Below are 25,022 nucleotides of genomic sequence, written 5' to 3' on the forward strand. Positions count from 1 at the left end.
CGGTTCGGCAGGCCCGGCCCCGGTAGCCTTGAGATACCGCGCGGCCGTGCTCACGAGCCCCGGCGACAGTTCCCGCCGGGTGCGGGGCCACGCACACTCCGACACGATGTCCGCCGAACGAAGGCCCACACCATGTCCGTCGAAAGCCTCTTCCCGCGACTGGAACCCCTGCTGGCACAGGTGGGCAAACCCATCCAGTACGTCGGTGGCGAGCTCAACTCCGTGGTCAAGGACTGGGAGGACACCCAGGTGCGCTGGGCACTGATGTACCCAGACGCCTATGAGGTCGGCGTGCCCAACCAGGGCGTGCAGATCCTGTACGAGGTCCTCAACGAGCGCGAGGGCGTGCTGGCCGAGCGCGCCTACGCGGTGTGGCCGGACCTGGAGAAGCTGATGCGCGAGCACGGCGTACCGCACTTCACCGTGGACGCCCACCGGCCGTTGGTCGCCTTCGACGTGCTCGGGCTGAGCTTCGCCAGCGAGATGGGCTACACCAACATGCTCACCGCGCTGGACCTGGCCGGTATACCGCTGCACGCGGCCGACCGCACCGCCGAGCACCCGATCGTGCTGGCGGGCGGGCACTCGGCGTTCAATCCCGAGCCGATCGCCGACTTCCTGGACGCGGTGGTGCTCGGAGACGGTGAGGAGATCACCCTCGCCATCACCGAGATCATCCGCGAGTTCAAGGAGGAGGGAGAACCGGGCGGACGCGACGGGCTGCTGCTGCGCCTGGCCGCGACCGGCGGGGTGTACGTGCCGCGCTTCTTCGACGTGGAGTACCACGCCGACGGGCGGATCGCCTCCTACACGCCCAATCGGACCGGGGTGCCCGGCACGGTGCAGAAGCACACCGTGATGGACCTGGACCGGTGGCCCTACCCCAAGAAGCCGATCGTGCCGACCGCCGAGTCCGTGCACGAACGCTACAGCGTGGAGATCTTCCGGGGCTGCACACGCGGCTGCCGCTTCTGCCAGGCGGGGATGATCACCCGTCCGGTACGCGAGCGCAACCAGGAGACCGTCACGAAGATGGTCGAGGACGGCGTGAAGGCCTCCGGGTTCCAGGAGGTGGGGCTGCTGTCGCTGTCCAGCGCCGACCACAGCGAGATCGGCCAGATCGCCAAGGGGCTCGCCGACCGGTACGAGGGCACCAACACCGGCCTGTCGCTGCCCTCCACCCGCGTGGACGCGTTCAACATCGATCTGGCCAACGAGCTGACCCGCAACGGGCGCCGCTCCGGGCTGACGTTCGCACCCGAGGGCGGCAGCGAGCGGATGCGCCGGGTGATCAACAAGATGGTCACCGAGGCGGACCTCATCCGCACCGTCACCGCCGCCTACACGGCCGGATGGCGACAGGTGAAGCTGTACTTCATGTGCGGGTTGCCGACCGAGGAGGACGAGGACGTCCTGGCCATCGCCGACCTGGCCACCGAGGTGATCCGGGCAGGCCGTGAGGTGACCGGGCGCAAGGACATCCGGTGCACGGTCTCCATCGGCGGGTTCGTGCCAAAGCCGCAGACCCCGTTCCAGTGGGCGGGGCAGACCTCGCACGAGGACATCGACGCCCGGCTGCGCAAGCTGCGCGACCGGCTGCGGGGCGACCGCAGGTACGGAAAGTCGATCGGCCTGCGCTACCACGAGGGTCGCCCTTCCATTATCGAAGGGCTGCTCTCCCGGGGCGATCGCCGCGTCGGCCGGGTGATCGAGGAGATGTGGCGGGTCGGCGGCAGGTTCGACGGTTGGAGCGAGCACTTCTCCTACGACCGGTGGGCGAGTGCCGCCGAGGTGGCCCTGGCCGACCTTCCGGTGGATATGGACTGGTTCACCACTCGCGAGCGCGACGAGGAGGAGGTCCTGCCCTGGGACCACCTGGACGCCGGCCTCGACCGATCGTGGCTGTGGCAGGACTGGCAGGACTCCCTGCACGGAGAGGAGTCGCTGGAGGTCGACGACTGTCGGTGGAACCCCTGCTACGACTGCGGTGTGTGTCCGAGCATGGGCACCGAGATCCAGATCAACGCCCCCGCGGAGGGCCGCCCGATGCTGCCGCTGACCGTGGTGTAGCCCGGGGGCAAGGGCGTGCAGGAGTCCCTGGCCGTGTGCCCGGGCGCTTCGCCGACCCCCTGTGGCGGAGCGCTGCTGCGGGTTCTTCGGGTGCGTGGCCGGGGTCTGTTGGAGGCTCTCCCAAGCCCCCTTCGGTGGGCCACCGCTGCACGCTTACCTGCGGCGCGCGGGCCTCTGCACGCGCCTGGCTGAGGTGTGCTGGAGGCGGCAGTCTGACGTCTTCGAGAAGGGGTGCGGCAAGGGAGGTGAGAGGTGATTCGAGATCCGGGGACTGCCTCGACCCGTCAGGGGAGTGGCCCGGGATGAAGGTGTATGGCCCGGCGCCCCGCTCGCGCCGGGCCATACGTGTAGTAGGACTCGCGGCTTGAGCGGGGGGTTGCCATCGTGCGCAGATTTTCTTTGGATTTTTTCCGAGAACCCCTGTGTTCTGGTGATGAACGCCGGTTCGGTATCCGTTCTGACCGCTCCGGGACTTTTCGACCGCAGGTCAGTGGGGGAGATACCGGTATGCGTAGTCCTGTTGGCGCATGTGCACCATCGCGCACCGTACGCTGAACAGGACGAGGAACAGCCCCTTCAGGCCGCTCGCCGGCCACACCAGGGGGCATGAGGAAAGGAGTTGAGCTGCCCCCCGCATCCGAGGGCACCACCTCACCCTCCACCGCCAAACCCGGACAACGGCTTCGCGTCCGCTACGCAAAGCGCGGACGCATGAGGTTCGCCAGCCACCGTGACATCGCCCGGGCTCTGGAGCGCGCCCTGCGCAGGGCCGCCGTACCCGTGGCTTTCTCCGCTGGCTTCTCACCTCATCCCAAGGTCTCCTATACCGGTGCGGCCCCCACCGGGGTCGCCAGCGAGGCGGAGTACCTGGAACTCACCCTGGCCGAGCCGCGCCTACCCGAACGGGTCCGGGCCGACATCGACGCGGCGATGCCCTCGGGCATCGACATCGTCGAGGTCGTCGAGGCCCGACACTCCGGGCTCGCTGACCGGCTCCAGGCCTCAGAATGGCGGGTGGAGATGGCGGACGTCGACCCCGACGACGCCGCCAGGGCGGTGGCCGACTACATGGCCGCCGACAGCGCCGAGGTGGAGCGGATGACGAAGAAGGGTCGTCGCCGCTTCGACACGCGACCCGCAGTGGTCCGTATCGACGTGTGCGCTGACTCCCATGGGCGCGCCCCAGAGGAACATCACACGACATATGCCATACTTCGGATGGTCGTACGGCACACGACACCTGCTGTTCGACCGGACGACGTGCTGACCGGTCTTCGCCACGTGGCCGACCTCGCGCCGCCGTCATCGCCGTTGATGACCCGGCTGGCGCAGGGGCTGCTGGACGAGACGACAGGTGCGATCGCGGATCCGCTCACACAGGACCGGCCCGAAGCTCATACGAGCCCCGGCCCCGCGGACGACAACGCGGACGAGCGGCGCGACAGCGCACCACAGCCGTCGACGCTCATGATGGGACCGCGCAGATGAGCGGCCCCAAGGCGGGGAACATGGGCGACACCACAGGACTTTGCCCCGACGGCACCCCGGTGCCGCCGGCGCTGACACAGCGACGACAGTTCTCGCGAGCCGCGCCGCCGACCGTCAGGTCGCTGCGCGCCCGAGGACTCTGACGGGAGACCGCCCGGATGCTCGACAACGAGCCCAACAACGGTGCCGACGGCACCGCGGGTACAACTGAAACAGACAACGACATGGCGGCGTCCCCCACAGGGGGCGGCGAGGTGCGGGTGACCACACCCGCGCCAGCCAAGGGCGGCCGTCGCGCTGCCGGACCACCCCCTGAACCGGACGACGTCTTCACCCCTCCCTCGATGCCCGTCACCTCCCTCGCCGGATCCGGCGAGGGAGGCACGGTCAAGACCGAGGTGACCACCGCCGCCTCGCGCAGGCGCACCGTGCGTGCCGCGGGCCGTCCCGAGGAGGAAACGGCCAAGCAACGCAGCCGCGCCCGTGCCGCCGAGGACACGGCCGACACCGCCGCCGAAGGCTCCAAATCCACGAAGGCCGCCAAGTCCACGAAGGCTGGCAAAGCCACGAAGGCCGCCAAGGCCACCGCTCCGGCAGAAGAAGGGGAGGCCGACTCCACCGCCCGGAGCCGTACCCGTTCCCGGAGCCGTTCGCGTGCCCGCTCAGCCGAGGCCGACGAGAACGTCGCGACCGGTGGAACCGAGGCCGCCGAGCGGGAGGACGAGGAGACCGCCGAGTCCGCTGGCGGGGGTACCTTCCCGGCGCCGGCCATGCTCTTCCAGCCACCGGTGGCCAGCGCCGCGTCCGCGACCGTCCGGACCGCCGAGGCCGACACCGGTGCTGAGGACGAGGGGCCCGAGGAGGAGGAAGCTCAGGCCACCGGTGCCGAGGACAACGGTGAGGAGGGTGACGACCGCCCCAGCCGTCGTCGCCGCCGCCGCGGTGGCCGGGGGCGCGGCCGCTCCCGTGCGGACGAGGGCGAGTACGCCGCTGAGCCCGCCGCCGAGAAGAAGGCGGAGCAGAAGGAGTCGAAGAAGACCGCCGACTCGGGCGAGGAAAGCGGCCAGGCCGCCGAACAGGGCGAGGACTCCGGCGAGGACACCGAGCGCGGCAGCCGTCGTCGCCGCCGTCGTCGCCGCCGTTCCGGCACGGGCGCCGAAACCACCGGGGACGACCCGCCCAACACCGTGGTCCGGGTGCGTGAGCCGCGCCAGGAGAAGCCCATCGAGGACGAGGTCCAGGCGGTCCGCGGCTCCACCCGGCTGGAAGCCAAGAAGCAGCGCCGCCGCGAGGGCCGGGAACAGGGCCGCCGCCGTCCCCCGATCGTCACCGAATCGGAGTTCCTGGCTCGCCGCGAGTCGGTCAAGCGCGACCTGGTGATCCGCCGGATCGGTGACCGGACCCAGATCGCCGTCCTGGAGGACGACATCCTCGTCGAGCACTACGTCGACCGGGCCACGCACCGCTCCTACGTGGGCAACGTGTACCTGGGCCGGGTGCAGAACGTGCTGCCGTCCATGGAAGCCGCCTTCGTCGACATCGGCAAAGGGCGCAACGCCGTCCTGTACGCGGGTGAGGTCAACTGGGACTCCTTCGGCCTGGACGGCCAGCCCAAGCGCATCGAGTCGGTGCTCAAGTCCGGACAGTCGGTCCTGGTGCAGGTCACCAAGGACCCGGTCGGTCACAAGGGCGCCCGCCTGACCAGCCAGATCAGCCTACCCGGCCGCTACATGGTGTACGTGCCCGCCGGTTCGATGACCGGCATCAGCCGCAAGCTCCCGGACAAGGAGCGCGCCCGCCTCAAGCAGATCCTCAAGAGGGTCACGCCCTCCGGCGCCGGCGTCATCGTGCGCACGGCCGCTGAAGGGGCCAGCGAGGAGGAGCTGGAGCGCGACATCACGCGCCTGTCCAAGCAGTGGGACTCCATCAAGCGCAAGTCGAAGTCGGCGAGTGCCCCGGCACTGCTCAACAGCGAGCCGGACCTGACGGTGCGGGTCGTGAGGGACGTGTTCAACGAAGACTTCTCCAGCCTGGTCGTGGCCGGTGACGAGGCCTGGACCACCGTCCACGAGTACGTGGACTACGTGGCGCCCAACCTCTCCGAGCGGCTCTCGCACTGGACCGAGGACCGCGACGTCTTCGCCGCCTACCGGATCGACGAACAGATCAACAAGGCCCTGGAGCGCAAGGTCTGGCTGCCCAGCGGCGGCTCGCTGGTCATCGACCGCACCGAGGCCATGACCGTGGTCGACGTCAACACCGGCAAGTTCACCGGCCAGGGCGGCAACCTGGAGGAGACGGTCACCAAGAACAACCTGGAGGCGGCCGAGGAGATCGTCCGCCAGCTCCGGTTGCGTGACATCGGCGGCATCATCGTCATCGACTTCATCGACATGGTGCTGGAGTCCAACCGTGACCTGGTGCTGCGCCGCATGCTGGAGTGCCTCTCGCGCGACCGCACCAAGCACCAGGTGGCCGAGGTCACCTCTCTGGGCCTGGTCCAGATGACCCGCAAGAGAGTCGGCCAGGGCCTGCTGGAGGCGTTCTCGCACAGCTGCGAGCATTGCAGCGGGCGCGGCCTGGTGCTGACCAGCGACCCGGCCGAGGGCAAGGGCGGCGGCAACGGCGGCGGTCGCAAGAAGAAGAAGGGTAAGGGCGAGCCCGACAGGGACGCCAAGGCGGAGAAGGCGGCGGAGCCCGCGGACAAGTCCGAGCAGGCCGCCGACACGAAGGCGGAGCCGGAGCAGGCCGAGGAGGCCCCGGCCGCCGGAACCAAGACCGGCCCCGAGGCCGAGGCCAAGGCTGACGCCGAGCCCGCAAAGAAGACCCGTAAGCGGGCCTCCCGTTCCCGCAAGGCGGCTGAGGCCGCCGCGCAGGAGCAGGAGGAGATCGCCGCCGCTGACGAGGAGGCCGCTCCGGTGGAGGCCCCCGGGGCCTCCGAGGAGGCTCCCGAGGTCGAGGAGGCCCCGGCGAAGAAGACCCGTACCCGTCGCACCACCACCCGTCGGACCGCCCGCGCGGCGGCCGGTACCGGTGGATCCGGTGCGGCGGACAGCGGTGGCGAGGACGCTTCCGACGGCGCGGAAACCGCCGCGGAGGTGTCCGCCGAAGGCGACGACGAGGCCGCCGAGCGGCCCAAGCGGCGCCGTACCCGGCGTACCAAGGCGGCGTCCACCTCGCCGACCGCCGTGGACGCGGGCTGAACCGAGGGGCGGCAGCCCCGTCGTGATCCGGGCCGGACCCGCGTCCGGCCCGGGCCACGGCACGTGTGCAGGCCTGTGGTGGGTCAGTGGTAATCTGAGAGACGGTGCGTCGGCGCGCTCCACACAATCGCGCGCCCCGACACCGAAGTGCTCTCCACGCAGGGTTTGTTTCCCTCGGATCCCCGCGCCCCGCTACAGGCGATCAGTGGATCGTGGAACGAGGCTCTTCCCCGCCCACACGGGGATGAACCTCCCGGCTGGCCTGGGCACAGGCACTGCCGGACCCGGACCCCGGGCCTCACGTCTCGGGGATGGTCCCGAGCATTATTCGTTGAGCGAGCAGGAAGAGAGTTACCCGGTGTACGCGATCGTGCGAGCGGGCGGCCGACAGGAGAAGGTGTCTGTCGATGACGTCCTGAACATCGACAAGGTCTCTGAGGAGACCGGCGCCACCATCACGTGGCAGCCCATCCTCGTCGTGGAGGACGGCAACGTCATCAGCGACGAGAACAAGCTGAACGGCTACGCGGTCACCGCCGAGATCCTCGGTGAGACCAAGGGCCCCAAGATCAACATCATGAAGTACAAGAACAAGACCGGTTACAAGAAGCGCCAGGGGCACCGCCAGAAGCACACCCAGGTGCGCGTCACCGGTATCGCGGCGAAGTAGGAGGCCTGGAGAAATGGCACATAAGAAGGGCGCTTCGTCCAGCCGTAACGGTCGTGACTCCAACGCCAAGCGCCTCGGCGTCAAGCGTTTCGGTGGTCAGGCCGTCTCGGCCGGCGAGATCCTGATCCGTCAGCGCGGCACCAAGTTCCACCCCGGCGCCAACGTCGGCCGTGGTGGCGACGACACGCTGTTCGCGCTGGTTCAGGGCGAGGTCAAGTTCGGCAGCTTCCGCGGCCGTAAGGCCGTGAACATCGTTCCCGCCGTCGCCGAATAGGGTCACGCGCGGACGTTGTGAGAACGAGGCGGGCCAGGGAACACTGGCCCGCCTCTTGCGTTGTCATTGAATGGCACGTGTGTTTGTCCAGGCCCTCACGTGGGGCCGGAGAGTAACGGGGAGAACTATGCCTGACTTCGTCGACGAGGCGGTCTTGCACGTCAAGGCCGGGAACGGCGGGCATGGCTGTGCCTCCGTGCACCGTGAGAAATTCAAGCCACTGGGCGGCCCGGACGGCGGCAACGGCGGTCGGGGCGGGGACCTGGTCCTGGAGGTCGACACCCAGACCGCGACCCTGCTGGAGTACCAGCGCCGCCCACACCGCACCGCACGTAACGGCACACCAGGCCAGGGCGGTCACCGGTCCGGAGCCAACGGTGAGGACCTCGTCCTCACGGTGCCCGACGGCACGGTGGTCACCCGCATGGACGGTGAGGTCATCGCCGACCTGGTCGGCCACGGCACCCGCCTGGTGCTCGCCCGGGGCGGCAGCGGCGGTCTGGGCAACGCCGCGCTGGCCTCCAAGAAGCGCAAGGCACCCGGTTTCGCCCTCAAGGGCGAGGAGGGCGAGGGCCTCGACGTACGCCTGGAGATGAAGACCATCGCCGACGTCGGCCTGGTGGGCTTCCCCAGCGCGGGTAAGTCGTCCCTGGTCGCCGCGGTGTCCGCGGCCCGCCCCAAGATCGCCGACTACCCGTTCACCACCCTCGTGCCCAACCTGGGCGTGGTGGAGGCGGGCAACGTCCAGTACGTCATCGCCGACGTGCCCGGGCTCATCCCCGGCGCCAGCGACGGCAAGGGCCTGGGCCTGGAGTTCCTGCGCCACATCGAGCGCTGTTCCACCCTCCTGCACGTGCTGGACTGCGCCACCTACGAGCAGGGCCGAGACCCGGTCAGCGACCTGGACGCCCTGGAGGCGGAGCTGTCCGCCTACGGTGAGCACACCGGCGTGGACCTGTCGGACCGACCGCGCCTGGTCGCCCTGAACAAGGTCGACGTCCCTGAGGCGCGCGAGCTGGCCGAGATGGTCACCCCGATACTGGTCGAGCGCGGATACCAGGTCATGGAGGTCTCCGTGGCCTCCCGAGAGGGCCTGCGCGAGCTGTCCTTCGCCCTGGCCGAGCAGGTGTCCGCGGCTCGCGAGGCCGCGCCCGTGCCCGAGCCCACCCGAATCGTGATCAGGCCCCAGATGATCGGCGAGACCCCCTTCGAGGTGGTCCCGCTGGGTGACAACGCCTTCCAGGTACGCGGGAACAAGCCCGCCCGGTGGGTGCGCCAGACCGACTTCTCCAACGACGAGGCCGTGGGCTACCTCTCCGAGCGCCTCCACCGCCTCGGTATCGAGGAGGAGCTGGCCAAGGCCGGCGCCACCGAGGGCGCCGAAGTACGCATCGGCACCGAGGAGGACTCCGTGGTCTTCGACTGGGACACGTCCACGGACGCCGAGGTCGTCCCGTCCGGCCCGCGCGGAACCGACGCCCGGCTGGGCTGAACCGCGCGGGGACCGACGGCCCGGCCGAACAGGCACGAGCGCGGCGCCGGGCGCCGCGCCACTGGATGGAAAGCCCCTCACGGTGCACAGCACAGGACTCGAACAGACCGGTTCTTTGGAGACGACGGGCCGCGCGGCGGTGGCGGCCGCACGCCGGGTCGTGGTGAAGGTGGGGTCGTCGTCGCTGACGACCCCCGACGGCCGGATCGACTCCGGCCGCATCCGCGACCTGGTCAGGGTTCTGGCGGATCGCCGCGCAGCCGACCAGGAGGTGATCCTGGTCTCCTCCGGAGCGGTCGCGGCCGGGATGACCCCGCTCAGGATGGCCAGCCGTCCCCGCGACCTGGCCTCCCAGCAGGCCGCCGCGAGCGTGGGCCAGGGGTTGCTGCTGGCCTCGTACACGGCCGAGCTGGCCGGGCACGGCCTCACCGCCGCACAGGTTCTGCTCACGGTGGAGGACATGATGCGCCGGGTGCAGCACCGTAACGCACAGCGCACCTTGCGTCGCCTGCTGGACATCGGCGCCGTACCGATCGTCAACGAGAACGACACCGTGGCCACACACGAACTGCGGTTCGGCGACAACGACCGGCTGGCGGCTCTGGTGGCGCACCTGATGCGTGCCGACGCGTTGGTACTGCTTTCGGACGTGGACGCCCTGTACGACGGCAATCCCTCCTCGCCGGGGTCGTCGGTGGTCAGCCTGGTACGCGGCCCGGCCGACCTGGACGGGATCGACATCGGCAGTACGGGAAAGCGGGGCGTGGGCACCGGCGGGATGGTCACGAAGGTGGCCTCGGCTCGGATCGCCACCGAGGCGGGGGTGCACACCGTGCTGACCTCCGTCGCCAACGCCCGTACCGCCCTGGAGGGCGACCGTGTGGGCACCCTGTTCGCTCCGGATAACGGGCGGCGCCCGTCAGCCCGCCAGCTGTGGCTGGCGCACGCCACCGCGGGGCGGGGCAGCCTGGTCCTGGACCCCGGCGCGGTCGCGGCGGTGGCGAGGGAGAAGGCGTCCCTGCTTCCAGCCGGCGTGGTGAGGGTTACGGGCGACTTCAGCGCTGGCGACCCGGTTGACCTGTGCGACGAGCAGGGCGGTGTGGTCGCGCGCGGGCTGGTCAACTACGACGCGGCCGAGGTGCCCGACCTGATGGGGCGGTCCACCCGGTGGCTGGCCCGGGAGATGGGGCCCTCCTACGAGCGGGAGCTCGTGCACCGGGACGACCTGGTGGTCCTGTAGCCCGTCCGGGCGGACCCGGCCGGGACGCGGTGAACCGGAACAGAGACCGGGGTGCCACTTCCCTGAGTTCCGCCGCCGGTTTCCTACCATGGGCCCGGGGTCCGTCGCCCCTTTCGGGGAGGGGCCTGGCCCGAGCCCTTGTGTGTGAGGAAGGGAAGCCCCCATGCCCAGCCTGGCCGTACGATTACTGTCCCTACTACTGCGGATGACGCGCAAGCGGTCCATGGCGACCCTGGAGGACGTCCGCAAGCAGATCGCGGCACCCAAGGGTGACCCGGCGCCTCCGGCCTGGTTCACCGAGCGGTACGGGGTCGACGTACGAGGGGTCGGCGGGTTCGACAGCTACACCGTGCCGCCGCGGGGGACGGCGGATCCGGAGCGGGTCGTGCTGTACGTGCACGGAGGGTCCTACGTCCACGAGTTGTCACCCTGGCACTGGGTGTTCGTCGCCAGGCTGGCGGACGCGGGCTGCCTGGTGGAGGTCCCGGTCTACGGGCTGGCTCCCCGACACACCCACCGGCAGGCGTTCCCCTTTCTGGAAGCCGTCCACCGGGGGCTGCCCGCCGGCGCCGGGCCCGTGGTGTTCGCGGGAGACTCGGCGGGTGCCGGGCTGGTGCTCTCCTACGCCCAGTCCTTGCTCGGAGAGGAAGCCGATCCGGAGCTGCCCGTGCCACGGCGCCTGGTGCTGATCGCTCCTTGGGTGGACCTGACCATGTCCCACCCCGGCATCCGGGAACTGGACCGGGTGGACCCCTGGCTGAGCCCGGTGGGGCTACGGGAGTCCGCCCTGGCCTGGGCGGGCGGCGACGACCTGGCCGATCCCCGGCTCAGCCCGGTCAACGGTCCGATGGAGGGCCTGCCGCCCACCGACCTCCACATCGGCACGCACGATCTCTTTCTTCCCGACGTCCGGCGGTTGCGCGACCGGTTGGCGGGGGCCGGGGTGTCGGTCGACCTCCAGGAGGAGCAGGGCGCCTTCCACGTGTACCCGCTGGTCCCGTGCCCGGAGGGGCGCGCGGCACGTGACCGGATCATCGCCGCGCTGCGGGAGCTTTGAGCGCCCATCCCCGTCACCGCCGGGCGTGGCGCGCCGCGCCGGATTCCTTCGGCCCGCTCACGTCAGCTTCCTGACCACGGACAGGGGGAGCCGCTTCATGGCGAAGCCGATCGGTGCCCACGGCCACGCGGGCACGTACGCCCGCACCCTGCGCTTCTCGATCGCGGTGACCATCGAGCGCACACCGGTCTCCGTGTCCACCATGAACCTGGTCTTCTGCTGCACGTGCTCGTTCATCTCCGAGCGGATATAGCCCGGGTAGACCACGGACACGTCCAGGCCCGGCATCCGCTCCGAGCGCAGGCCCTCCGCGATGGCCGCCACACCGGCCTTGGTGGCGGCGTAGACGGTCATGGCCTTGCGCATGCCGCGCAGCGCCGACATCGACGAGATCATCACCAGGTGGCCGCGCCCCTGGGCGCGGAAAACCTCCATGGCCGCCTCAGACTGGGCCAGGGCGCCCACGAAGTTGGTCATCGCGGTCTGGCGGTTGGCGTCGTAGCGCCCCTTGCCCAGGGCGGCGCCCTTGCCGAGCCCCGCGTTGACGATCACCCTGTCCACGATGCCGAAGGCCGCAGCCAGGTCCGCGAACACCTTGAACACGGCTTCGTCGTCGGTGACGTCGAGCGCTCGCAGCTCCACTCGGCGGTCGGGGTGGGCGACGGCGATCTCCTCGCGCAGCGCCTCCATCTTCTCGGTGCGTCGCGCGCACAGCCCCAGGTCGTAGCCGAGCGCCGCGAACTGGCGCGCCATCTCGGCGCCGAGGCCGGCGCTGGCGCCGGTGATCAGGATCGTTCCCTTGCTCATGTGTGTGCTTCTCCGTGCTGCTTCCCGTGTCCGTCCGCGTCCACGGCTTCGGTCGCTTCGGCGTTGACACTACGTTCTTATTGAGCAATGCTCAATAGCGTGAGCGACCAAGCTCCGCGACGCACGCGGATGACCCAGGACGAACGCAGGCGCCAGTTGGTCGGGATCGGACTGCGGATGCTGGTGGAAAGACCCATCCAGGAGTTGTCCGTCGACGAGGTGGCCAGGGAGGCGGGCATCTCACGGGGACTGCTGTTCCACTACTTCCCGAACAAGACCGCCTTCCACGACGCCGTCGTGGCCGCCGCCGGGCGCCGGGTCGTGCGCAACACCGCCCCCGACGAGGGGTTGCCGCCGAAGGAGGCGATCGCGCAGTTCGTGATCCGCTACTACGGGCAGATCGACCGGCGCCGCGAGTCGTACCTGGCACTGGTCTTCGGCAGCGGGGCGGTGAGCCTGGGCGGGGAGTACGTGGAGGGCCTGCGTCTGGCCATGGCCGAGCGCACCCTGGTGGTCCTGGGCCTGGACGGGGACGCGCTGCCCGTCGCGCACGGGTGGACCGCCTACGTGGAGGACCGGGCGCTGCGTTGGTCGGCCGTCCCGGCGGGGGAGCGGACCACCGCCCCGGAGGAGGAGGCCGCCCACTGCGTCCGCGCGCTGGAGGCCCTGCTCTCCGTGGGCTGAGGGCTGAGTACGTCTAGGATGCGGACGTGAGCGAACCAATGACGCGTCGAAGTGACGACCATCCCCAGCACGGCGAGGTCCGCGAGATCCCCACCGGCCGCAACGCCACCGCGCTCGTCTACGCGCCCGAGCGCGACGGCCTCGCCGACGCGGGCGAGATCGTGTGGACATGGGTGCCCTATCAGGAGGACCCGGGCCAGGGCAAGGACCGGCCGCTGCTGGTGATCGGCCGCATGGACGGGCGCCTGCACGGACTGATGCTGTCCTCGCAGAGCCCCGGTGACTGGGAGCGCCAGGAGTGGCTGCCGATCGGCTCGGGCCCCTGGGACCGAGAGCAGCGCGACTCCTACGTGCGGGTGGACCGGCTCTTCGAATTCGACGAGGACAACATCCGCCGTGAGGCCGCCGTCATGGACGAGGACCTGTTCTGGAAGGTCGCGGCGGTACTACGGGCCCGCTACGGCTGGAGCTGAGTACCGGAGGGCCCGTGGGGCCACGGCCTCCGGGGGCCTGCCGGGGCGAGCGGTCCGGGGAGGGCGGTTTCCCTCCCCGGACCCTTCCGGCGTGTCCCGGTGCGGTCAGGGACCGCCGCACGCGTTCCGCACCCGTGTACGGGGCCGCACCTGTTACAGGTTGACCCACCTGTGCGAGGAGATGTTGTTGTCCAGGGCCTCTCCCGCGCCCGACCCGGTGCCCGCGTCGAAGGTCCACCTGCGAAGGTCGGGGAGGGCCACGCCGTTGTGCACGCCCCGGGAGGCACCCGTCTGGTTGGTGCCCCAGTAGACCCGCACGTCGTCGAGGTCCCCGGGGTAGCCGTTGTTCCACAGCGATGAGGTCTCGTTGCGGCACGCCCCCCAGTTGCCGGAGGGCCCCCTCCAGCCGCCGCAGTAGTTGGCGTAGTCGTACCCGTAGTAGGCGTGCAGGTTGCCGTCGGGGTCGGCCGAGGCGGGCAGCACCTCCTCGGCCTGGGCGGCGGGCGTGTGCAGCAGGGCCATGGCGGCGATCGCCGTGGCCAGGATCGTCATCCGCTTCATCATCATGATCTCTCCTCGTGGTGTGTTCTGTTCGTCTCGGAGGGCGTGGTGCCCCCGGAGTTCAGTGCCGCCCGGCCGGCCGCGCCGCCTCCTCGACGATGGAGCGGGCCCGGGGCAGGGCGTTCAGCTGGAGCCGGCGCCGCGTGTCCACCGCGGAGCGGTACTGCCGTCGGAGCTCTCCGCCGTGGTGTTCGTCCAGCTCCGCCGTGCTTTCGGCCAGATCGGAATCGACGGCGCAGCGCGCCTCCGCCAGCGCGAGCCGGGCCTCCTCGGCTTCGGGCAGCGGATCTTCGGGCGGGGGCAGCGCGAGGCGAAGTTCGGCCGGGGTCGCGTAGTCGTATCCTGAACCGGCCATGCACTCCGACCACCTCCGGGCGGCCTCCTGATAGCGCGGGTCGCTGATCACGCGCTGGTGGACGAGCTCCGGCAGGGACTCGACGGTGGTCTGGGCCTGGAACCATGCCTGGAGGTCGCCGTAGAGCTCGCGTTCGGCATGTGACTGGCACCCCTGGTCGCTGCGGCTGAACTCCACTCCGTCGGGCGCGGTCGCTGTCAGCCCGTCCGGGCTCGGGCCGTTGGCGGCCCGCAGGGCGACCGCCCTGCGGGCCCGCGGCAGGCTCTCGAAATAGCGCTGGTTCGGATCGTTCTCGCGCGCTTCGGCGGCCTCGCGCTGGAGGTCGGTCCCGTACCCGTGCTCGGCTGCCCACTCCGGATCGTCGATGACGTAGTTGAATTCCTTATGTTCTGTGGGCGGGTCCGCGGAGGTGATCTGGTATTCGAACCCATGGCTTTCCATGCACTCCTGGAGGAGGAGTTGTTCCGCCTGTTCCAGCACGCCCTCTTCCTCCGGGTTGATTTCACGCAATTGGGTGTTGTCCAAGTCGCTTTCCGTGGCACAGGAGACCGTGTAAGCCGAGATCATCGCAGCGAGAACGGGGGCTGTGGCCAAGTATTTCAGGTAAGATGCGCTGCGTGCGGTACATGAATCCGTCCGTGCCGGTCGCACAGTCCCCTCCTTTCCGCCCTCCCGGTCCGTGTCAGCGGAGACGTAGTTATTCTTGGTTATCGGCATCAGCTCTCAGGCACGTTTTCTCTCTGGCGACAACGTGGTTGGATGCGACCGCGAGAACTGGAAAAGTCCGAAATGTCAACACATGGCTCTGGGCTGCGTATCTACTTCGGCGGAGATGACCTGCTGCGTATTCGCCTGGCTGACTCCGCGGACCTGATGTGGGAAACCGTGAACAGCCTTCATGTTCTCCAGCACAAGCAGGGAGCGCTCTTCTTCGGCGAATGGCGCAGAGCGGTGCGCGGAGGACTCCTGGACGGCGGAGGCGGGGAGCGCGCGCTGCGGCTGCTGCTGGAACTGGCCCCGTACGCGAGCTACTGCCCGGACTTCCTCACCCCGGCCATCGCCGAGGACGGCCCGGGCTCCGGGGTCGAGACCGTGCTGAGTACGCCGAAGTTCCGCATACGGGAGGAGCTGTACATCCTGGCCAGCCGCGTACGGCGTTCCTCCGCGCTCGACCGGCTGGCCGAGGGCGACGCCGGTGCCATGCGCCTGCTCAGCTCCGCTCTGCGTACCTACCAGGGGGCCGCCCTGGCTCCGTTCTGGCCGCAGATACGCGCCCAGACGCACGCGGACCTGGCCCTTCGCCTCCGAGCCCTGCGGAACGGGGGCTCCGAGGCGCTCCTGGCCTCGTTCGGTCCCCTCATGCGGTGGCGGAGCCCCGTCCTGGAAGCCGACTATCCCTTCGACAGGGAACTCCACCTGGACGGACGCGGACTCCTCCTGGTCCCGTCCCTCTTCTGCTGGGCCACACCCGTGGCGCTCGCCGACCCCTGCCTGCCGCCGGTGCTCGTCTACCCGGTCGAGCACAGCCTCGGCTGGCTGGACCGGACACCGCCTTCGACCTCTCTGGAAGCACTGCTCGGCCTCACCCGGTCACGGCTGCTCGAGCTGGTGGCCGACGGCAAGGTGTCCAACACGACCGCCCTCGCGCGCCTGGCGGACATCTCGCCCGCCACGGTGAGCAAGCACATGAACGTGCTCCGCGAGGCCGGCCTGGTGCGGAGTAGACAGGAGGGGAAGTACGCCGTGCACAGCGTTACCGACCTCAGTCTGAACCTGCTGCGCAGGAGCTGAGCAGTGTCGTGCGGGCTCCTTCGACAGGTGGTCGGCGGGTGCGGACGGGCGCGCGGCACCGCCACCGCTGCCTGTGGACAACCGTGTCCCCGGCCGCGCGGCGCTATACGCTGAAGGGGTTCACCCGGGGCGTACCAGGACGCCCTCCGACGCCGCAGGGCGGGTACGCCGGGATGGCCTCCCAACCAAGAGAGAACACCATGAGCGACATCGAGCGCGAGGTCCACACGGTGGCCGGGCGCGCCAGGGACGCGGCGGCCGACCTCGCCCCGCTCAGCCGGGAGGTGAAGGACGACGCCCTGCTGGCGATCGCCGACACCCTGGTCAAGCGGGCCGACGAGATCACCGCGGCCAACGCCGAGGACGTGGCGCGGGCCCGCCGGGACGGTACCGGCCCTGCCATGATCGACCGGCTCACCCTCACCCCGCAGCGGATCGGGGCCATCGCCGACGCCGTCCGCGAGATCGTCGAGCTCCCCGACCCGGTGGGCGAGTCCGTGCGCGGATCCGTGCTGCCCAACGGCCTGGACCTGCGCCAGATCCGGGTGCCGCTCGGCGTCATCGGCATCATCTACGAGGGCCGTCCCAACGTCACCGTGGACGCCGCCGCCCTGTGCCTCAAGAGCGGCAACGCCGCCCTGCTACGCGGTTCCTCCTCGGCCTACGCATCCAACACCGCCATCGTCGGGGTCCTTCGGGACGCCCTGGAGGGCACCGGTGTCCCGGTGGACTCCGTCCAGATGGTGCCCGGGCGCACCCGCGAGTCCTCCACCGCGCTCATGCGTGCGCGCGGCCTGGTGGACGTACTCATCCCGCGCGGCGGCGGATCCCTCATCCAGGCCGTGGTTCGCGACTCCACCGTCCCGGTCATCGAGACCGGTGAGGGCCTGTGCCATGTCTACGTGGACGCGGACGCCGACCTCGACAAGGCCGTGGCCATCGCCACCAACGCCAAGGCGCAGCGCTGCTCGGTGTGCAACGCCGCGGAGACCCTGCTGGTGCATGAGGCGGTCGCCGAGGCGTTCCTGCCGCGCGTGCTGGAATCCCTGGCGGAGGGCGGCGTGACCGTGCACGGTGACCCGCGGGTGCTGGAGGTCGCCGCCGCACACCAGACGGGGGCCACCGTGGTCGAGGCCACCGAGGAGGACTGGGCGACCGAGTACCTGTCCATGGACTTGGCCGTGCGCGTGGTGCCCACCATCGACGCGGCACTCACACATATCCGCAGGTACTCCACCCAGCACACCGAGGCGATCATCACCGACTCGCTGAAGGCCTCCCGGTATTTCGTCTCCCGGGTCGACTCCGCCGCGGTCATGATCAACGCCTCCACGAGGTTCACCGACGGCGGCGAGTTCGGTTTCGGTGCCGAAATTGGTATTTCCACCCAGAAACTGCACGCCAGAGGACCGATGGGCCTCACCGAGATGACCTCCACCAAGTACGTGGTCACCGGTGACGGCCATATCCGGTAACGGGGGCGGGAGGGGCCGTTCGTCCCGACGGGCGGCCCCGTACGCGCGGACAGGCCTCGGGTGTGACGTGGTGGATCCGCGTTTCCGTTGGCACCTGTAACGTTTTCCTGCCGGAAACCTGGACAGAAGCGAATCTTCGCCTGAGAAGTATTCCCAAAGTGAAGCTTGGTCGATACTTTCACTGTGGCGTCTCCCGGCGCTCCTGAACACCGTTCGGAGCGCCGCTCCCACGGTCACGACGAAAGGAATCCCCCGTATGAAGCTCCGGAGCACGGCTGCGGCCATCGCCACGGCCGCCCTGGCCATCGGCGGTGTCACGATGATGACCTCCCCCGCCCAGGCAGACCTCGTCACGCTCTGCTCGGGTCACGGCGGCGCGGTCACCCTGCCCACGGATCTCGCGGTTCCCGCAGGCAAGAGCTGCTTCCTGGACGGCGCCGTCGTCCAGGGCGACGTCACCGTCCGCCAGGGTGCCAACCTGCACATCGTCGACGGCGAGATCGAGGGCGAGGTGATCGTCCGCAAGGACGGTTACTTCGATGCCCAGAAGAGCTCCGTCGACGACCGCGTGGTCAACCGCGGTTCCTACGGCACCTACTTGGAGGACAGCTCGGCCGGTGCCGCCCTGCGCACCGTCCCGGTCGAGGGAGGCAACACCGACGGCTTCGCCTACGTGGTCGACTCCTCCGTCCGCAACGTCAACGCCGAGGTCGGCTCCGTCTACGTCTCCGGCGGCCGCGTCGGCGGCGCGTTCAAGGCCGACGGTGTCGAGTACGCCGACATCTACGACTCCGTGGTGCGCGGCGCCCTGTCCGTCACCAACCCGGCCAGCGGCGGCATCCTCTGCGACAGCGAGGTCCTCGGCGCGGCGACCTACACCGGTGGTTCCGGCCCGGTCGCGGTCGGCGCCGGTGAGGAGGAGGGCTTCTGCTCCTCCGTCAACTACGTTGACGGCGACCTGAGCGTCACCGGTGTCAGCGGCGGTGTCTACGTCGACAACAACATCGTCGGCGGCGACCTGGTCACCTCCGACAACTCCCCGACCGCCCAGGTCGGCGACCACAACCGCGTCCGCGGCGACGTCCTCACCGAGGAGATCGCCCTGCGCAGCTTCTCCGCCACCGTCGTCGAGGAGATCGAGGCCCACGAGGAGGAGCTCGTGGAGGAGGTCGAGCAGGCCCGCTCCGAGACCATCGACGACGCCATGGCCGCCGGCCCCGCCTTCTAGGGTCAGTACCGGTCACACCGCACCGCTCGCAGTGCCGACGGCCCCCTACCGTCGGCGCTGCGCGGGATGACCGGATGGTTCGGAGCCGACCAGGTGTTCAACCGCGGGCTCGGCTCCTCAGGGCCGAGAAGCCGCCGCTCTGCCACCGCCCGCGCCGCCACCGGCGCTCCGCTGGAGCGCCTGGTCGGCGAGGGGGCCCGGAGCCGCACCGGGTCCAGCCCGGACGCGCTCTCCTCACCCGGGAGAGTACCGCGGGGAGGCCGGGAGGCGGGCCAACGGGGGCGGTCGACCTGTTACGGTCCGCGGCGCAGGTATCGAGCCCGACGACGAGGGGATACACGTGCCGACCACCGTGTCCTACGGCGACCACTCCAGCCAGACCGTGCATCTGTGGGACCCGGAGGGTGGAACGGACGGCCCCGCGCCCGTCGCGGTCCTGCTGCACGGCGGCTGGTGGCGTGACCGGTTCAACGCCACCCTCATGGATCCGCTGGCCCGCGACCTGGCCGCCGGGGGATGGGCGGTGTGGAACGTGGAGTACCGCCGCACCGGTGTCGACGGTGGAGGCTGGCCGCGGACCCTGGACGACGTCGGTGACGCCCTGGCACTCCTCGCCGAGGCCGCCGCGCGTGAGCCCGGGCGCTACGACCTCGGCCGGGTGGTGTCCCTCGGGCACTCCGCGGGCGGACACCTGGCCCTGCTCAACGCGCTCGACGCGAGGACGCCCGTGACCGCCGTGGTGGCCCTCGCCCCCATCACCGACCTGGAGCGCTGCGCCAGGGCGGACCTCGGTGAAGGCGCGGTCGGGGCGTTCCTGGGCCCGGATCCGTCGGCGGAGGCGTATGCCTACGGTTCGCCGGTGCTACGAGTGCCGTTCGGGATACCCCAGCTGGTCGTGCACGGTGACGCCGACCAGCGTGTCCCAGTGGAGCAGAGCCGCGACTACGCGGACGCCGCCCGCGACGCCGGAGACCGTGTGGACTACCACGAGCCGGCCGGGGCCGACCACTTCGCGGTCATCGACCCCGCACATCCCGCCTGGCAGCGGGTTCGCGGGTACATGGCCGATCCGCACTGACCCGGGAACTTGCGCGGGGGAGGAGGGGGCGGCCCGCCGACGCGGACCGCCCCCTTCGCCTCCGGCCGCCGCGTCGCTGCGGCACAGGTCAGGAGGAGCCGTTGGCGCCCTGGTCGCCGCCGCGTGAGGAGCCGCCGCGCCACCGGTCGGCGACGGTGTCGAAGATCTTGCCGCCCGCGTTGGCCGCACTGCCCGCGACGTCGCGCAGGGTGCCCAGCAGCGGGTCGCCCGAGCGCTCCCACGCCTCCTTGTAGGAGTTGGCGGCGCTGCGCGCCTCCTCGCCGACCCTGGCGTCGCGGTCGGAGGAACGGCGCGGGTAGTCGCCGTTGACGATGCGCTGGTAGGAGCCGTCCCCGATCCAGCGGTGCAGCTCGGCCAGGCGCACCACCGCGAACGGGTGGGTCTGGCCCATCAGGCTGAGCAGCTTGAGCAGGCTGTCACGGGCGTCGCCGCCGGACTCGTAGTCACGAGCCTGCTCCAGGAACGCGTCGGGGTTCATCTCCACGAGCTTGGAGCCGCCCGCCAGCTTCATCAGGGCGCGCTTGCCGGCCTCGGGGTTCTGGCTGGCGAGGAGCCCGGCGCGGTCGCAGGACAGCTCGGACTTGCGGTACCACTCCTCCAGCGCGGCGACGATGGCCTGGAGGCCGATGAAGCCCAGAGGCACCCACGCCACGCGGGAGGCCAGACGGATCAGGGCCAGCAACATGGTGCGGTACACGGCGTGTCCGCTGAGGATGTGGCCGACCTCGTGGCCGACGACGAAGCGCTGCTCCTCGGCGTCCAGCAGGTCGAACAGGCCCGTGGTCATCACGATGAACGGTCGCTGGCTGCCGATCGCCATGGCGTTCGGCTTGGGGTTCATCTGGATATACAGCTCGGGCACCTCGTCCAGGTCCAGGACGTAGGCGGCGTCGCGCACGTAGTCGTACACGTGTGGGAACTGGGTGGGGCCGACCCGGACGGCGCTGGACAGGAACATCAGTCGCAGGGCCCGTTCGTTGAACAGCCCGGACAAGCGCTTGAACACCTCGTCGAACCCGCGCAGCGAGCGCAGCGCGACCAGAGCGCCGCGGTCGGCGGGGTGCTCGTAGGCACGGGGTGAGATCTCGGACAGCCGGGTGCGGACGCGGTCTGGTGTGTTGGCCATATCGGCATGCTATGCGCCGGGATGGCGCTTGGCCACGGTTTCCAGAAACGAGATATGACGTGTTTCCCGGGCGCTGGGGACACGCCCGGGGAAGGAAGCCGTCGCAGGGGCCGTTGTTCCAGTTCAGGGAACAAAAGGGGACCAAGAGGACAGCGGTGGTGCCCGGTGTCGGCTACTCTCGGTTGGCCGATCCCGGCAACGGCAACGTCCAAGGCGAAACGGAGCGCACAGTGGCGCACGAAGCTTCCGGCGTCCTCCGGAGCGGAGGCTCCCCCGCGTGGCGGGGCGCGACCGCCCCGACCAAGGTCGGCATCATGGGCGGTACCTTCGACCCCATCCACCACGGGCACCTCGTGGCGGCCAGTGAGGTCGCGCACTTCTTCGAACTCGACGAGGTGGTGTTCGTCCCCACCGGTCAGCCCTGGCAGAAGGACCTGGCCAAGGTCACCCCCTCCGAGGACCGTTACCTGATGACGGTCATCGCGACCGCCGAGAACCCCCAGTTCAGGGTGGACCGCATGGAGATAGACCGCTCCGGGCCCACCTACACCCTCGACACACTGCGCGAGATGCGCTCCAAGTACGGGCCCGGGGTGGAGTTGTACTTCATCACCGGAGCCGACGCGCTGGGCGCCATTCTGAGCTGGCACAACGTCGACGAACTGTTCGAGCTCGCGCATTTCATAGGCTGTAACCGTCCCGGGCACCGTCTCAGTGACCCCGGACTGCCAGAGGGCAAGGTCTCCCTGGTGGAGGTCCCCGCGCTGGCCATCTCCTCGACCGAGTGCCGGGAACGGGTCCGCAAGGGCGAGCCCATCTGGTACCTGGTTCCCGACGGCATCGTTCGTTACATCAACAAGACCGGGCTCTACCTAGAGAGCTGAAAGGCAGCAAGCACAACGTGACAGCCACCGACAGGGCGCTGGAGCTGGTCAAGGTCGCGGCAGAGGCCGCCTCCGACAAGCTCGCCCAGGAAATCATCGCCTACGACGTCAGCGAGCAGCTGGTCATCACCGATGCCTTCGTGCTGTGCTCGGCTCCCAACGACCGCCAGGTTCGCTCGATCGTCGAGGAGGTCGAGGACCAGCTACGCCTCCAGGCCGGGGCCAAGCCGGTCCGCCGCGAAGGCGAGCGCGACGGGCGCTGGGTACTGCTGGACTACGCCGACATCGTCGTGCACATCCAGCACGAGGAGGAGCGCGGATACTACGGCCTCGAACGGCTGTGGAAGGACTGCCCCGAGATCGACCTGCCCGAGAGCGCGCGCGGCGCCGAGCGCACGCCCCTGGACGAGCAGTAGCACCGGAACCACTCCGAGCGGAGAGACACACCACGTGAGTGACATGCCTCGTGTGCTGTTCTGGCGGCACGGACGCACGGCCTGGAACGTGGAGAACCGTTTCCAGGGGCAGACCGACATCGACCTCGATCCGATCGGCCACGCCCAGGCCAAACGGGCGGGGGAGCTGCTCGCCTCCATGAACCCGGACGTCATCGTCGCCTCCGACCTGAGGAGGGCCTCCGACACCGCCGGTTACCTGTCCCGCGTCTCAGGGGTGCGGGTGGAGTTCGACAAGGGGCTGCGTGAGCGCTTCGGCGGGTCCTGGGAGGGGCTGACCGGGGCTGAGCTGTCCGAGCGCTGGCCGGCCGAGCACGCGCGGATGGACATCCCCGACGGTGAGGGCATCGCCGAGGTCGGCGACCGAATGTGCGCCGCCGTCGAGCGCGGGCTGGACAAGACCCCGTCCGGAGGGCTGCTCGTGGTGGTCAGCCACGGCGCCGCCCTGCGGATGGGGATCGCCCGGATGCTCGGGATCCCCGACGAGCAGCGCGAGGTTCTGGGGCCGCTCAGCAACTGCTGCTGGTCGGTGATCCAGCGGCGCCGGGACCACTGGCGGCTGATGGAGCACAACGCGGCCAGCCTGCCCGAGCCGGTGGTGCTCAGCGACGACGCGTAACCGTTTCGACGTTTGCGCCGAATTCCGCTAAGGTGCAGGGAGTCGGCAGGGCCGCACAGGCCCGATCGACTCCCTTACGGGGCTATGGCGCAGTCGGTAGCGCGCCTCCATGGCATGGAGGAGGTCTGGGGTTCGAATCCCCATAGCTCCACGGGCGGGCCCGTGTGGTCGGTCGCAAGGCGACCTTCCGCACGGGCCCGACGGCTTTCAGGGGAGGACCCCCGTGCCCCCGGTGTGCCGCTCACCCCTGGCGCAGCCACACCGCCGCGTTCCCCGAGAGTCCGCCGTCCAGCTCCGTGCTGGCCACCAGCACCTCGCCCGGAGGCAGCTCCACGGTCTCCTCGCCCGTGTTGACCAGCACCAGCACGTCCGCGCCTCGCCAGAAGGCGAGAACCGGCCCCCGGTTCAGAGTGCCGTCCCAGGTCAGCACCTCGTCCGCGGCGAACTCCCGTCGGTGTGCCAGGGCCCGGCGGTACAGGCTGAGCATCGACTCCGGGTCACCGGACTGGCTCTCCACCGACCACCGGCCCCACCCCTCGGGCTGGGGCAGCCACGGGGCCTCCCCCGGGGCCCCGGCGCCCCCGCTGAACCCGTACGACGCGCCCTCCGCCGTCCACGGCAGCGGCACCCGGCACCCGTCCCGGCCCTTGTCGGTGCGCCCGCTGCGCACCCAGCGCGGGTCCTCCAGCGACTCCGCGGGCAGGTCCGCCACCTCCGGCAGGCCCAGCTCCTCGCCCTGGTACACGTACGCCGAACCCGGCAGCGACAGCTCCAGCAGCGCCAGCGCCCGTGCCCGCCGCGTGCCCAGCTTCAGGTCCGGCTCCGGATCATGCCCGCCGCTGAGCAGCCACGCACGCTGGCCGGTCCCCGTGGGCAGCCCCAGTACCGACACCGGGCGCACCACGTCGTGGTTGCCGATCACCCACGTGGGCACCGTGCCCACCTGTGCGGCGTCGGCGATGGAGGAGTCGATCACCCTTCGGTAGGCGTCTGCCTCCCACGCCGTCCGCAGGAAGTCGAAGTTGAACGCCTGGTCCAGCTCGTCGGGCCGTGTGTACAGCACCCGCCGGTCGCTGGGCAGCCACACCTCACCCACCGTGGCCCGGGGCGGATCGAACTCGGCCAGCACACGCCGCCAGTCCCGGTAGACCCCGTGCACCTCGGGCCGGTCCAGGAACGGATGGTCCGGGTTGGCCGCGATGTCCTCGAAGCGGCCGCCCTCCACCAGCACCAGGTCGCGCAGCGGTTCACGCATGTCCTTGACCAGCGCGTAGGCCACGTCGATCCGGAAACCGTCCACCCCGCGCCGGCTCCAGAACCGAAGGATGCCGCGGAACTCCTCGTGCACCCGCTCGTCGTCCCAGTTCAGGTCAGGCTGCTCGGGGGCGAACAGATGCAGGTACCACTGCCCGTCGTCCGTACGGCTCCACGCCGGTCCGCCGAACGTCGACCGCCAGTTGGTCGGCGGCAGTTCCCCCCTCCGCCCCCGCCCGTCACGGAACACGTACAGACCGCGCTCGGGCGACCCTGGCCCCGCCGCCAGCGCCTCCCCGAACCAGGGATGCTCCTCGGAGGTGTGGTTGGGCACGATGTCGATCATCACCCGCAGGCCCCGTGCGTGCGCGGCCTCCACCATCGCGTCGAAGTCCGCCAGCGTGCCCAGGCGCGGGTCCACGTTCCGGAAGTCGGCCACGTCGTACCCGCCGTCCGCCCAGGGTGAGGTGTAGAACGGCGACAGCCAGATCCCGTCCGCGCCCAGCCCGGCCACATGGTCCAGCCGCGAGGTGATCCCCGCGATGTCGCCGACCCCGTCCCCGTCGGCGTCGGCGAAGCTGCGCGGGTAGACCTGGTACAGAACCGCGTCGCGCCACCACTGCTGCATGATCAGTTCTCCTTGGAGATCGGATGGTCGGTGTCCGCGTCGGCCTCCCGCGCCGGGTGCCGTCTCGGCCCTCGCGGCGGATACCGCGG

The 25,022-nt window shown here is 70.1% G+C and carries 22 protein-coding genes and 1 tRNA gene; 18 read left to right on the top strand and 5 right to left on the bottom strand.

The features are described 5' to 3' along the window. The first annotated feature begins 132 nt into the window (after nucleotides 1–132). From AC0T5L_RS17185 to AC0T5L_RS17220, 8 genes are all read left to right on the top strand, one after another. Entirely contained in the window at nucleotides 133–2,070 is a 1,938-nt protein-coding gene (locus AC0T5L_RS17185; RefSeq protein ID WP_476166509.1) for a TIGR03960 family B12-binding radical SAM protein, read from the top strand. A gap of 711 nt (nucleotides 2,071–2,781) precedes the next feature. Further along, entirely contained in the window at nucleotides 2,782–3,558 is a 777-nt protein-coding gene (locus tag AC0T5L_RS17190) for a TIGR03936 family radical SAM-associated protein (protein WP_476166510.1), read from the top strand. Between the two features lie 158 nt (nucleotides 3,559–3,716). Continuing rightward, nucleotides 3,717–6,761, top strand: a complete 3,045-nt coding sequence (locus AC0T5L_RS17195; RefSeq protein WP_476166511.1) for an Rne/Rng family ribonuclease — start codon at nucleotides 3,717–3,719, stop codon at nucleotides 6,759–6,761. A gap of 358 nt (nucleotides 6,762–7,119) precedes the next feature. Then, nucleotides 7,120–7,431 (top strand): 50S ribosomal protein L21, encoded by a 312-nt coding sequence (gene rplU, locus AC0T5L_RS17200; protein WP_476166629.1) that lies wholly within the window; start codon nucleotides 7,120–7,122, stop codon nucleotides 7,429–7,431. A 13-nt stretch (nucleotides 7,432–7,444) separates the two neighbouring features. Further along, on the top strand, nucleotides 7,445–7,705 hold the full coding sequence (gene rpmA / locus AC0T5L_RS17205; RefSeq protein WP_476166512.1) for a 50S ribosomal protein L27: 261 nt from the start codon (nucleotides 7,445–7,447) through the stop codon (nucleotides 7,703–7,705). Nucleotides 7,706–7,832: 127 nt separating this feature from the next. After that, on the top strand, nucleotides 7,833–9,197 hold the full coding sequence (obgE, locus tag AC0T5L_RS17210; protein WP_476166513.1) for a GTPase ObgE: 1,365 nt from the start codon (nucleotides 7,833–7,835) through the stop codon (nucleotides 9,195–9,197). Nucleotides 9,198–9,279: 82 nt separating this feature from the next. After that, nucleotides 9,280–10,437, top strand: a complete 1,158-nt coding sequence (gene proB, locus AC0T5L_RS17215) for a glutamate 5-kinase (RefSeq protein WP_476166514.1) — start codon at nucleotides 9,280–9,282, stop codon at nucleotides 10,435–10,437. Nucleotides 10,438–10,600: 163 nt separating this feature from the next. After that, nucleotides 10,601–11,494, top strand: a complete 894-nt coding sequence (locus AC0T5L_RS17220) for an alpha/beta hydrolase fold domain-containing protein (RefSeq protein WP_476166515.1) — start codon at nucleotides 10,601–10,603, stop codon at nucleotides 11,492–11,494. A gap of 57 nt (nucleotides 11,495–11,551) precedes the next feature. On the opposite strand, the gene AC0T5L_RS17225 is transcribed toward AC0T5L_RS17220, so the two are convergent. Next, the gene (locus AC0T5L_RS17225; RefSeq protein ID WP_476166516.1) at nucleotides 11,552–12,301 is read right to left on the bottom strand and encodes an SDR family oxidoreductase; all 750 of its coding nucleotides are present in this window, start codon (nucleotides 12,299–12,301) and stop codon (nucleotides 11,552–11,554) included. A 99-nt stretch (nucleotides 12,302–12,400) separates the two neighbouring features. Between AC0T5L_RS17225 and AC0T5L_RS17230 the strand changes: the two genes are divergently transcribed. Next, nucleotides 12,401–12,985, top strand: coding sequence for a TetR/AcrR family transcriptional regulator (locus AC0T5L_RS17230; RefSeq protein ID WP_476166517.1), 585 nt, complete (start codon nucleotides 12,401–12,403; stop codon nucleotides 12,983–12,985). A gap of 26 nt (nucleotides 12,986–13,011) precedes the next feature. After that, nucleotides 13,012–13,458: a type II toxin-antitoxin system PemK/MazF family toxin gene (locus tag AC0T5L_RS17235; RefSeq protein ID WP_476166518.1), complete on the top strand. Its 447-nt coding sequence runs from the start codon at nucleotides 13,012–13,014 to the stop codon at nucleotides 13,456–13,458. 153 nt (nucleotides 13,459–13,611) lie between these two features. Here AC0T5L_RS17235 and AC0T5L_RS17240 read toward each other — a convergent pair whose 3' ends face one another. Both AC0T5L_RS17240 and AC0T5L_RS17245 read right to left on the bottom strand, forming a co-directional pair. Next, entirely contained in the window at nucleotides 13,612–14,025 is a 414-nt protein-coding gene (locus AC0T5L_RS17240; RefSeq protein ID WP_476166519.1) for a hypothetical protein, read from the bottom strand. Nucleotides 14,026–14,080: 55 nt separating this feature from the next. Next, the gene (locus tag AC0T5L_RS17245) at nucleotides 14,081–14,899 is read right to left on the bottom strand and encodes a hypothetical protein (protein WP_476166520.1); all 819 of its coding nucleotides are present in this window, start codon (nucleotides 14,897–14,899) and stop codon (nucleotides 14,081–14,083) included. A 264-nt stretch (nucleotides 14,900–15,163) separates the two neighbouring features. Here AC0T5L_RS17245 and AC0T5L_RS17250 point away from each other — a divergent pair, with 264 nt between their 5' ends. The 4 genes from AC0T5L_RS17250 (at nucleotide 15,164) to AC0T5L_RS17265 (ending at nucleotide 19,946) form a co-directional block, all read left to right on the top strand. Continuing rightward, nucleotides 15,164–16,165 (top strand): ArsR/SmtB family transcription factor, encoded by a 1,002-nt coding sequence (locus tag AC0T5L_RS17250; protein ID WP_476166521.1) that lies wholly within the window; start codon nucleotides 15,164–15,166, stop codon nucleotides 16,163–16,165. Between the two features lie 200 nt (nucleotides 16,166–16,365). Beyond that, on the top strand, nucleotides 16,366–17,640 hold the full coding sequence (locus tag AC0T5L_RS17255; RefSeq protein WP_476166522.1) for a glutamate-5-semialdehyde dehydrogenase: 1,275 nt from the start codon (nucleotides 16,366–16,368) through the stop codon (nucleotides 17,638–17,640). 256 nt (nucleotides 17,641–17,896) lie between these two features. Continuing rightward, nucleotides 17,897–18,868: a hypothetical protein gene (locus tag AC0T5L_RS17260; RefSeq protein ID WP_476166523.1), complete on the top strand. Its 972-nt coding sequence runs from the start codon at nucleotides 17,897–17,899 to the stop codon at nucleotides 18,866–18,868. A gap of 340 nt (nucleotides 18,869–19,208) precedes the next feature. Continuing rightward, nucleotides 19,209–19,946 carry an alpha/beta hydrolase family protein gene (locus AC0T5L_RS17265; RefSeq protein WP_476166524.1) on the top strand — a complete coding sequence of 246 codons (738 nt, stop codon included), beginning with the start codon at nucleotides 19,209–19,211 and terminating at the stop codon, nucleotides 19,944–19,946. An 88-nt stretch (nucleotides 19,947–20,034) separates the two neighbouring features. Here AC0T5L_RS17265 and AC0T5L_RS17270 read toward each other — a convergent pair whose 3' ends face one another. Further along, nucleotides 20,035–21,093 (bottom strand): M48 family metallopeptidase, encoded by a 1,059-nt coding sequence (locus AC0T5L_RS17270; RefSeq protein ID WP_476166525.1) that lies wholly within the window; start codon nucleotides 21,091–21,093, stop codon nucleotides 20,035–20,037. Nucleotides 21,094–21,323: 230 nt separating this feature from the next. Between AC0T5L_RS17270 and nadD the strand changes: the two genes are divergently transcribed. From nadD to AC0T5L_RS17290, 4 genes are all read left to right on the top strand, one after another. After that, complete coding sequence (gene nadD / locus AC0T5L_RS17275; RefSeq protein ID WP_476166526.1) at nucleotides 21,324–21,977, top strand: nicotinate-nucleotide adenylyltransferase; 654 nt, start codon at nucleotides 21,324–21,326, stop codon at nucleotides 21,975–21,977. Between the two features lie 17 nt (nucleotides 21,978–21,994). Next, nucleotides 21,995–22,393 (top strand): ribosome silencing factor, encoded by a 399-nt coding sequence (gene rsfS, locus AC0T5L_RS17280; protein ID WP_476166527.1) that lies wholly within the window; start codon nucleotides 21,995–21,997, stop codon nucleotides 22,391–22,393. 34 nt (nucleotides 22,394–22,427) lie between these two features. Beyond that, nucleotides 22,428–23,051, top strand: coding sequence for a histidine phosphatase family protein (locus tag AC0T5L_RS17285; RefSeq protein WP_476166528.1), 624 nt, complete (start codon nucleotides 22,428–22,430; stop codon nucleotides 23,049–23,051). Nucleotides 23,052–23,129: 78 nt separating this feature from the next. Next, a tRNA-Ala gene (locus tag AC0T5L_RS17290) sits at nucleotides 23,130–23,202 on the top strand. 90 nt (nucleotides 23,203–23,292) lie between these two features. Here the strand turns inward: AC0T5L_RS17290 and AC0T5L_RS17295 are convergent. Then, entirely contained in the window at nucleotides 23,293–24,933 is a 1,641-nt protein-coding gene (locus AC0T5L_RS17295) for a glycoside hydrolase family 13 protein (protein ID WP_476166529.1), read from the bottom strand. Nucleotides 24,934–25,022: the final 89 nt, after the last annotated feature.

The organism is Nocardiopsis sp. TRM 82005, from assembly GCF_056312425.1.

Excerpts from the sequence above, each read along its gene's own strand:
- AC0T5L_RS17190 (WP_476166510.1), top strand. The coding sequence starts at position 2,782 with ATGAGGTTCGCCAGCCACCGTGACATCGCCCGGGCTCTGGAGCGCGCC.
- AC0T5L_RS17225 (WP_476166516.1), bottom strand. The coding sequence starts at position 12,301 with ATGAGCAAGGGAACGATCCTGATCACCGGCGCCAGCGCCGGCCTCGGC.
- AC0T5L_RS17260 (WP_476166523.1), top strand. The coding sequence starts at position 17,897 with ATGAAGCTCCGGAGCACGGCTGCGGCCATCGCCACGGCCGCCCTGGCC.
- AC0T5L_RS17295 (WP_476166529.1), bottom strand. The coding sequence starts at position 24,933 with ATGCAGCAGTGGTGGCGCGACGCGGTTCTGTACCAGGTCTACCCGCGC.
- AC0T5L_RS17195 (WP_476166511.1), top strand. The coding sequence starts at position 3,717 with ATGCTCGACAACGAGCCCAACAACGGTGCCGACGGCACCGCGGGTACA.
- AC0T5L_RS17240 (WP_476166519.1), bottom strand. The coding sequence starts at position 14,025 with ATGATGATGAAGCGGATGACGATCCTGGCCACGGCGATCGCCGCCATG.
- AC0T5L_RS17220 (WP_476166515.1), top strand. The coding sequence starts at position 10,601 with ATGCCCAGCCTGGCCGTACGATTACTGTCCCTACTACTGCGGATGACG.
- AC0T5L_RS17250 (WP_476166521.1), top strand. The coding sequence starts at position 15,164 with ATGTCAACACATGGCTCTGGGCTGCGTATCTACTTCGGCGGAGATGAC.
- obgE (WP_476166513.1), top strand. The coding sequence starts at position 7,833 with ATGCCTGACTTCGTCGACGAGGCGGTCTTGCACGTCAAGGCCGGGAAC.
- AC0T5L_RS17185 (WP_476166509.1), top strand. The coding sequence starts at position 133 with ATGTCCGTCGAAAGCCTCTTCCCGCGACTGGAACCCCTGCTGGCACAG.
- AC0T5L_RS17255 (WP_476166522.1), top strand. The coding sequence starts at position 16,366 with ATGAGCGACATCGAGCGCGAGGTCCACACGGTGGCCGGGCGCGCCAGG.
- rpmA (WP_476166512.1), top strand. The coding sequence starts at position 7,445 with ATGGCACATAAGAAGGGCGCTTCGTCCAGCCGTAACGGTCGTGACTCC.
- AC0T5L_RS17270 (WP_476166525.1), bottom strand. The coding sequence starts at position 21,093 with ATGGCCAACACACCAGACCGCGTCCGCACCCGGCTGTCCGAGATCTCA.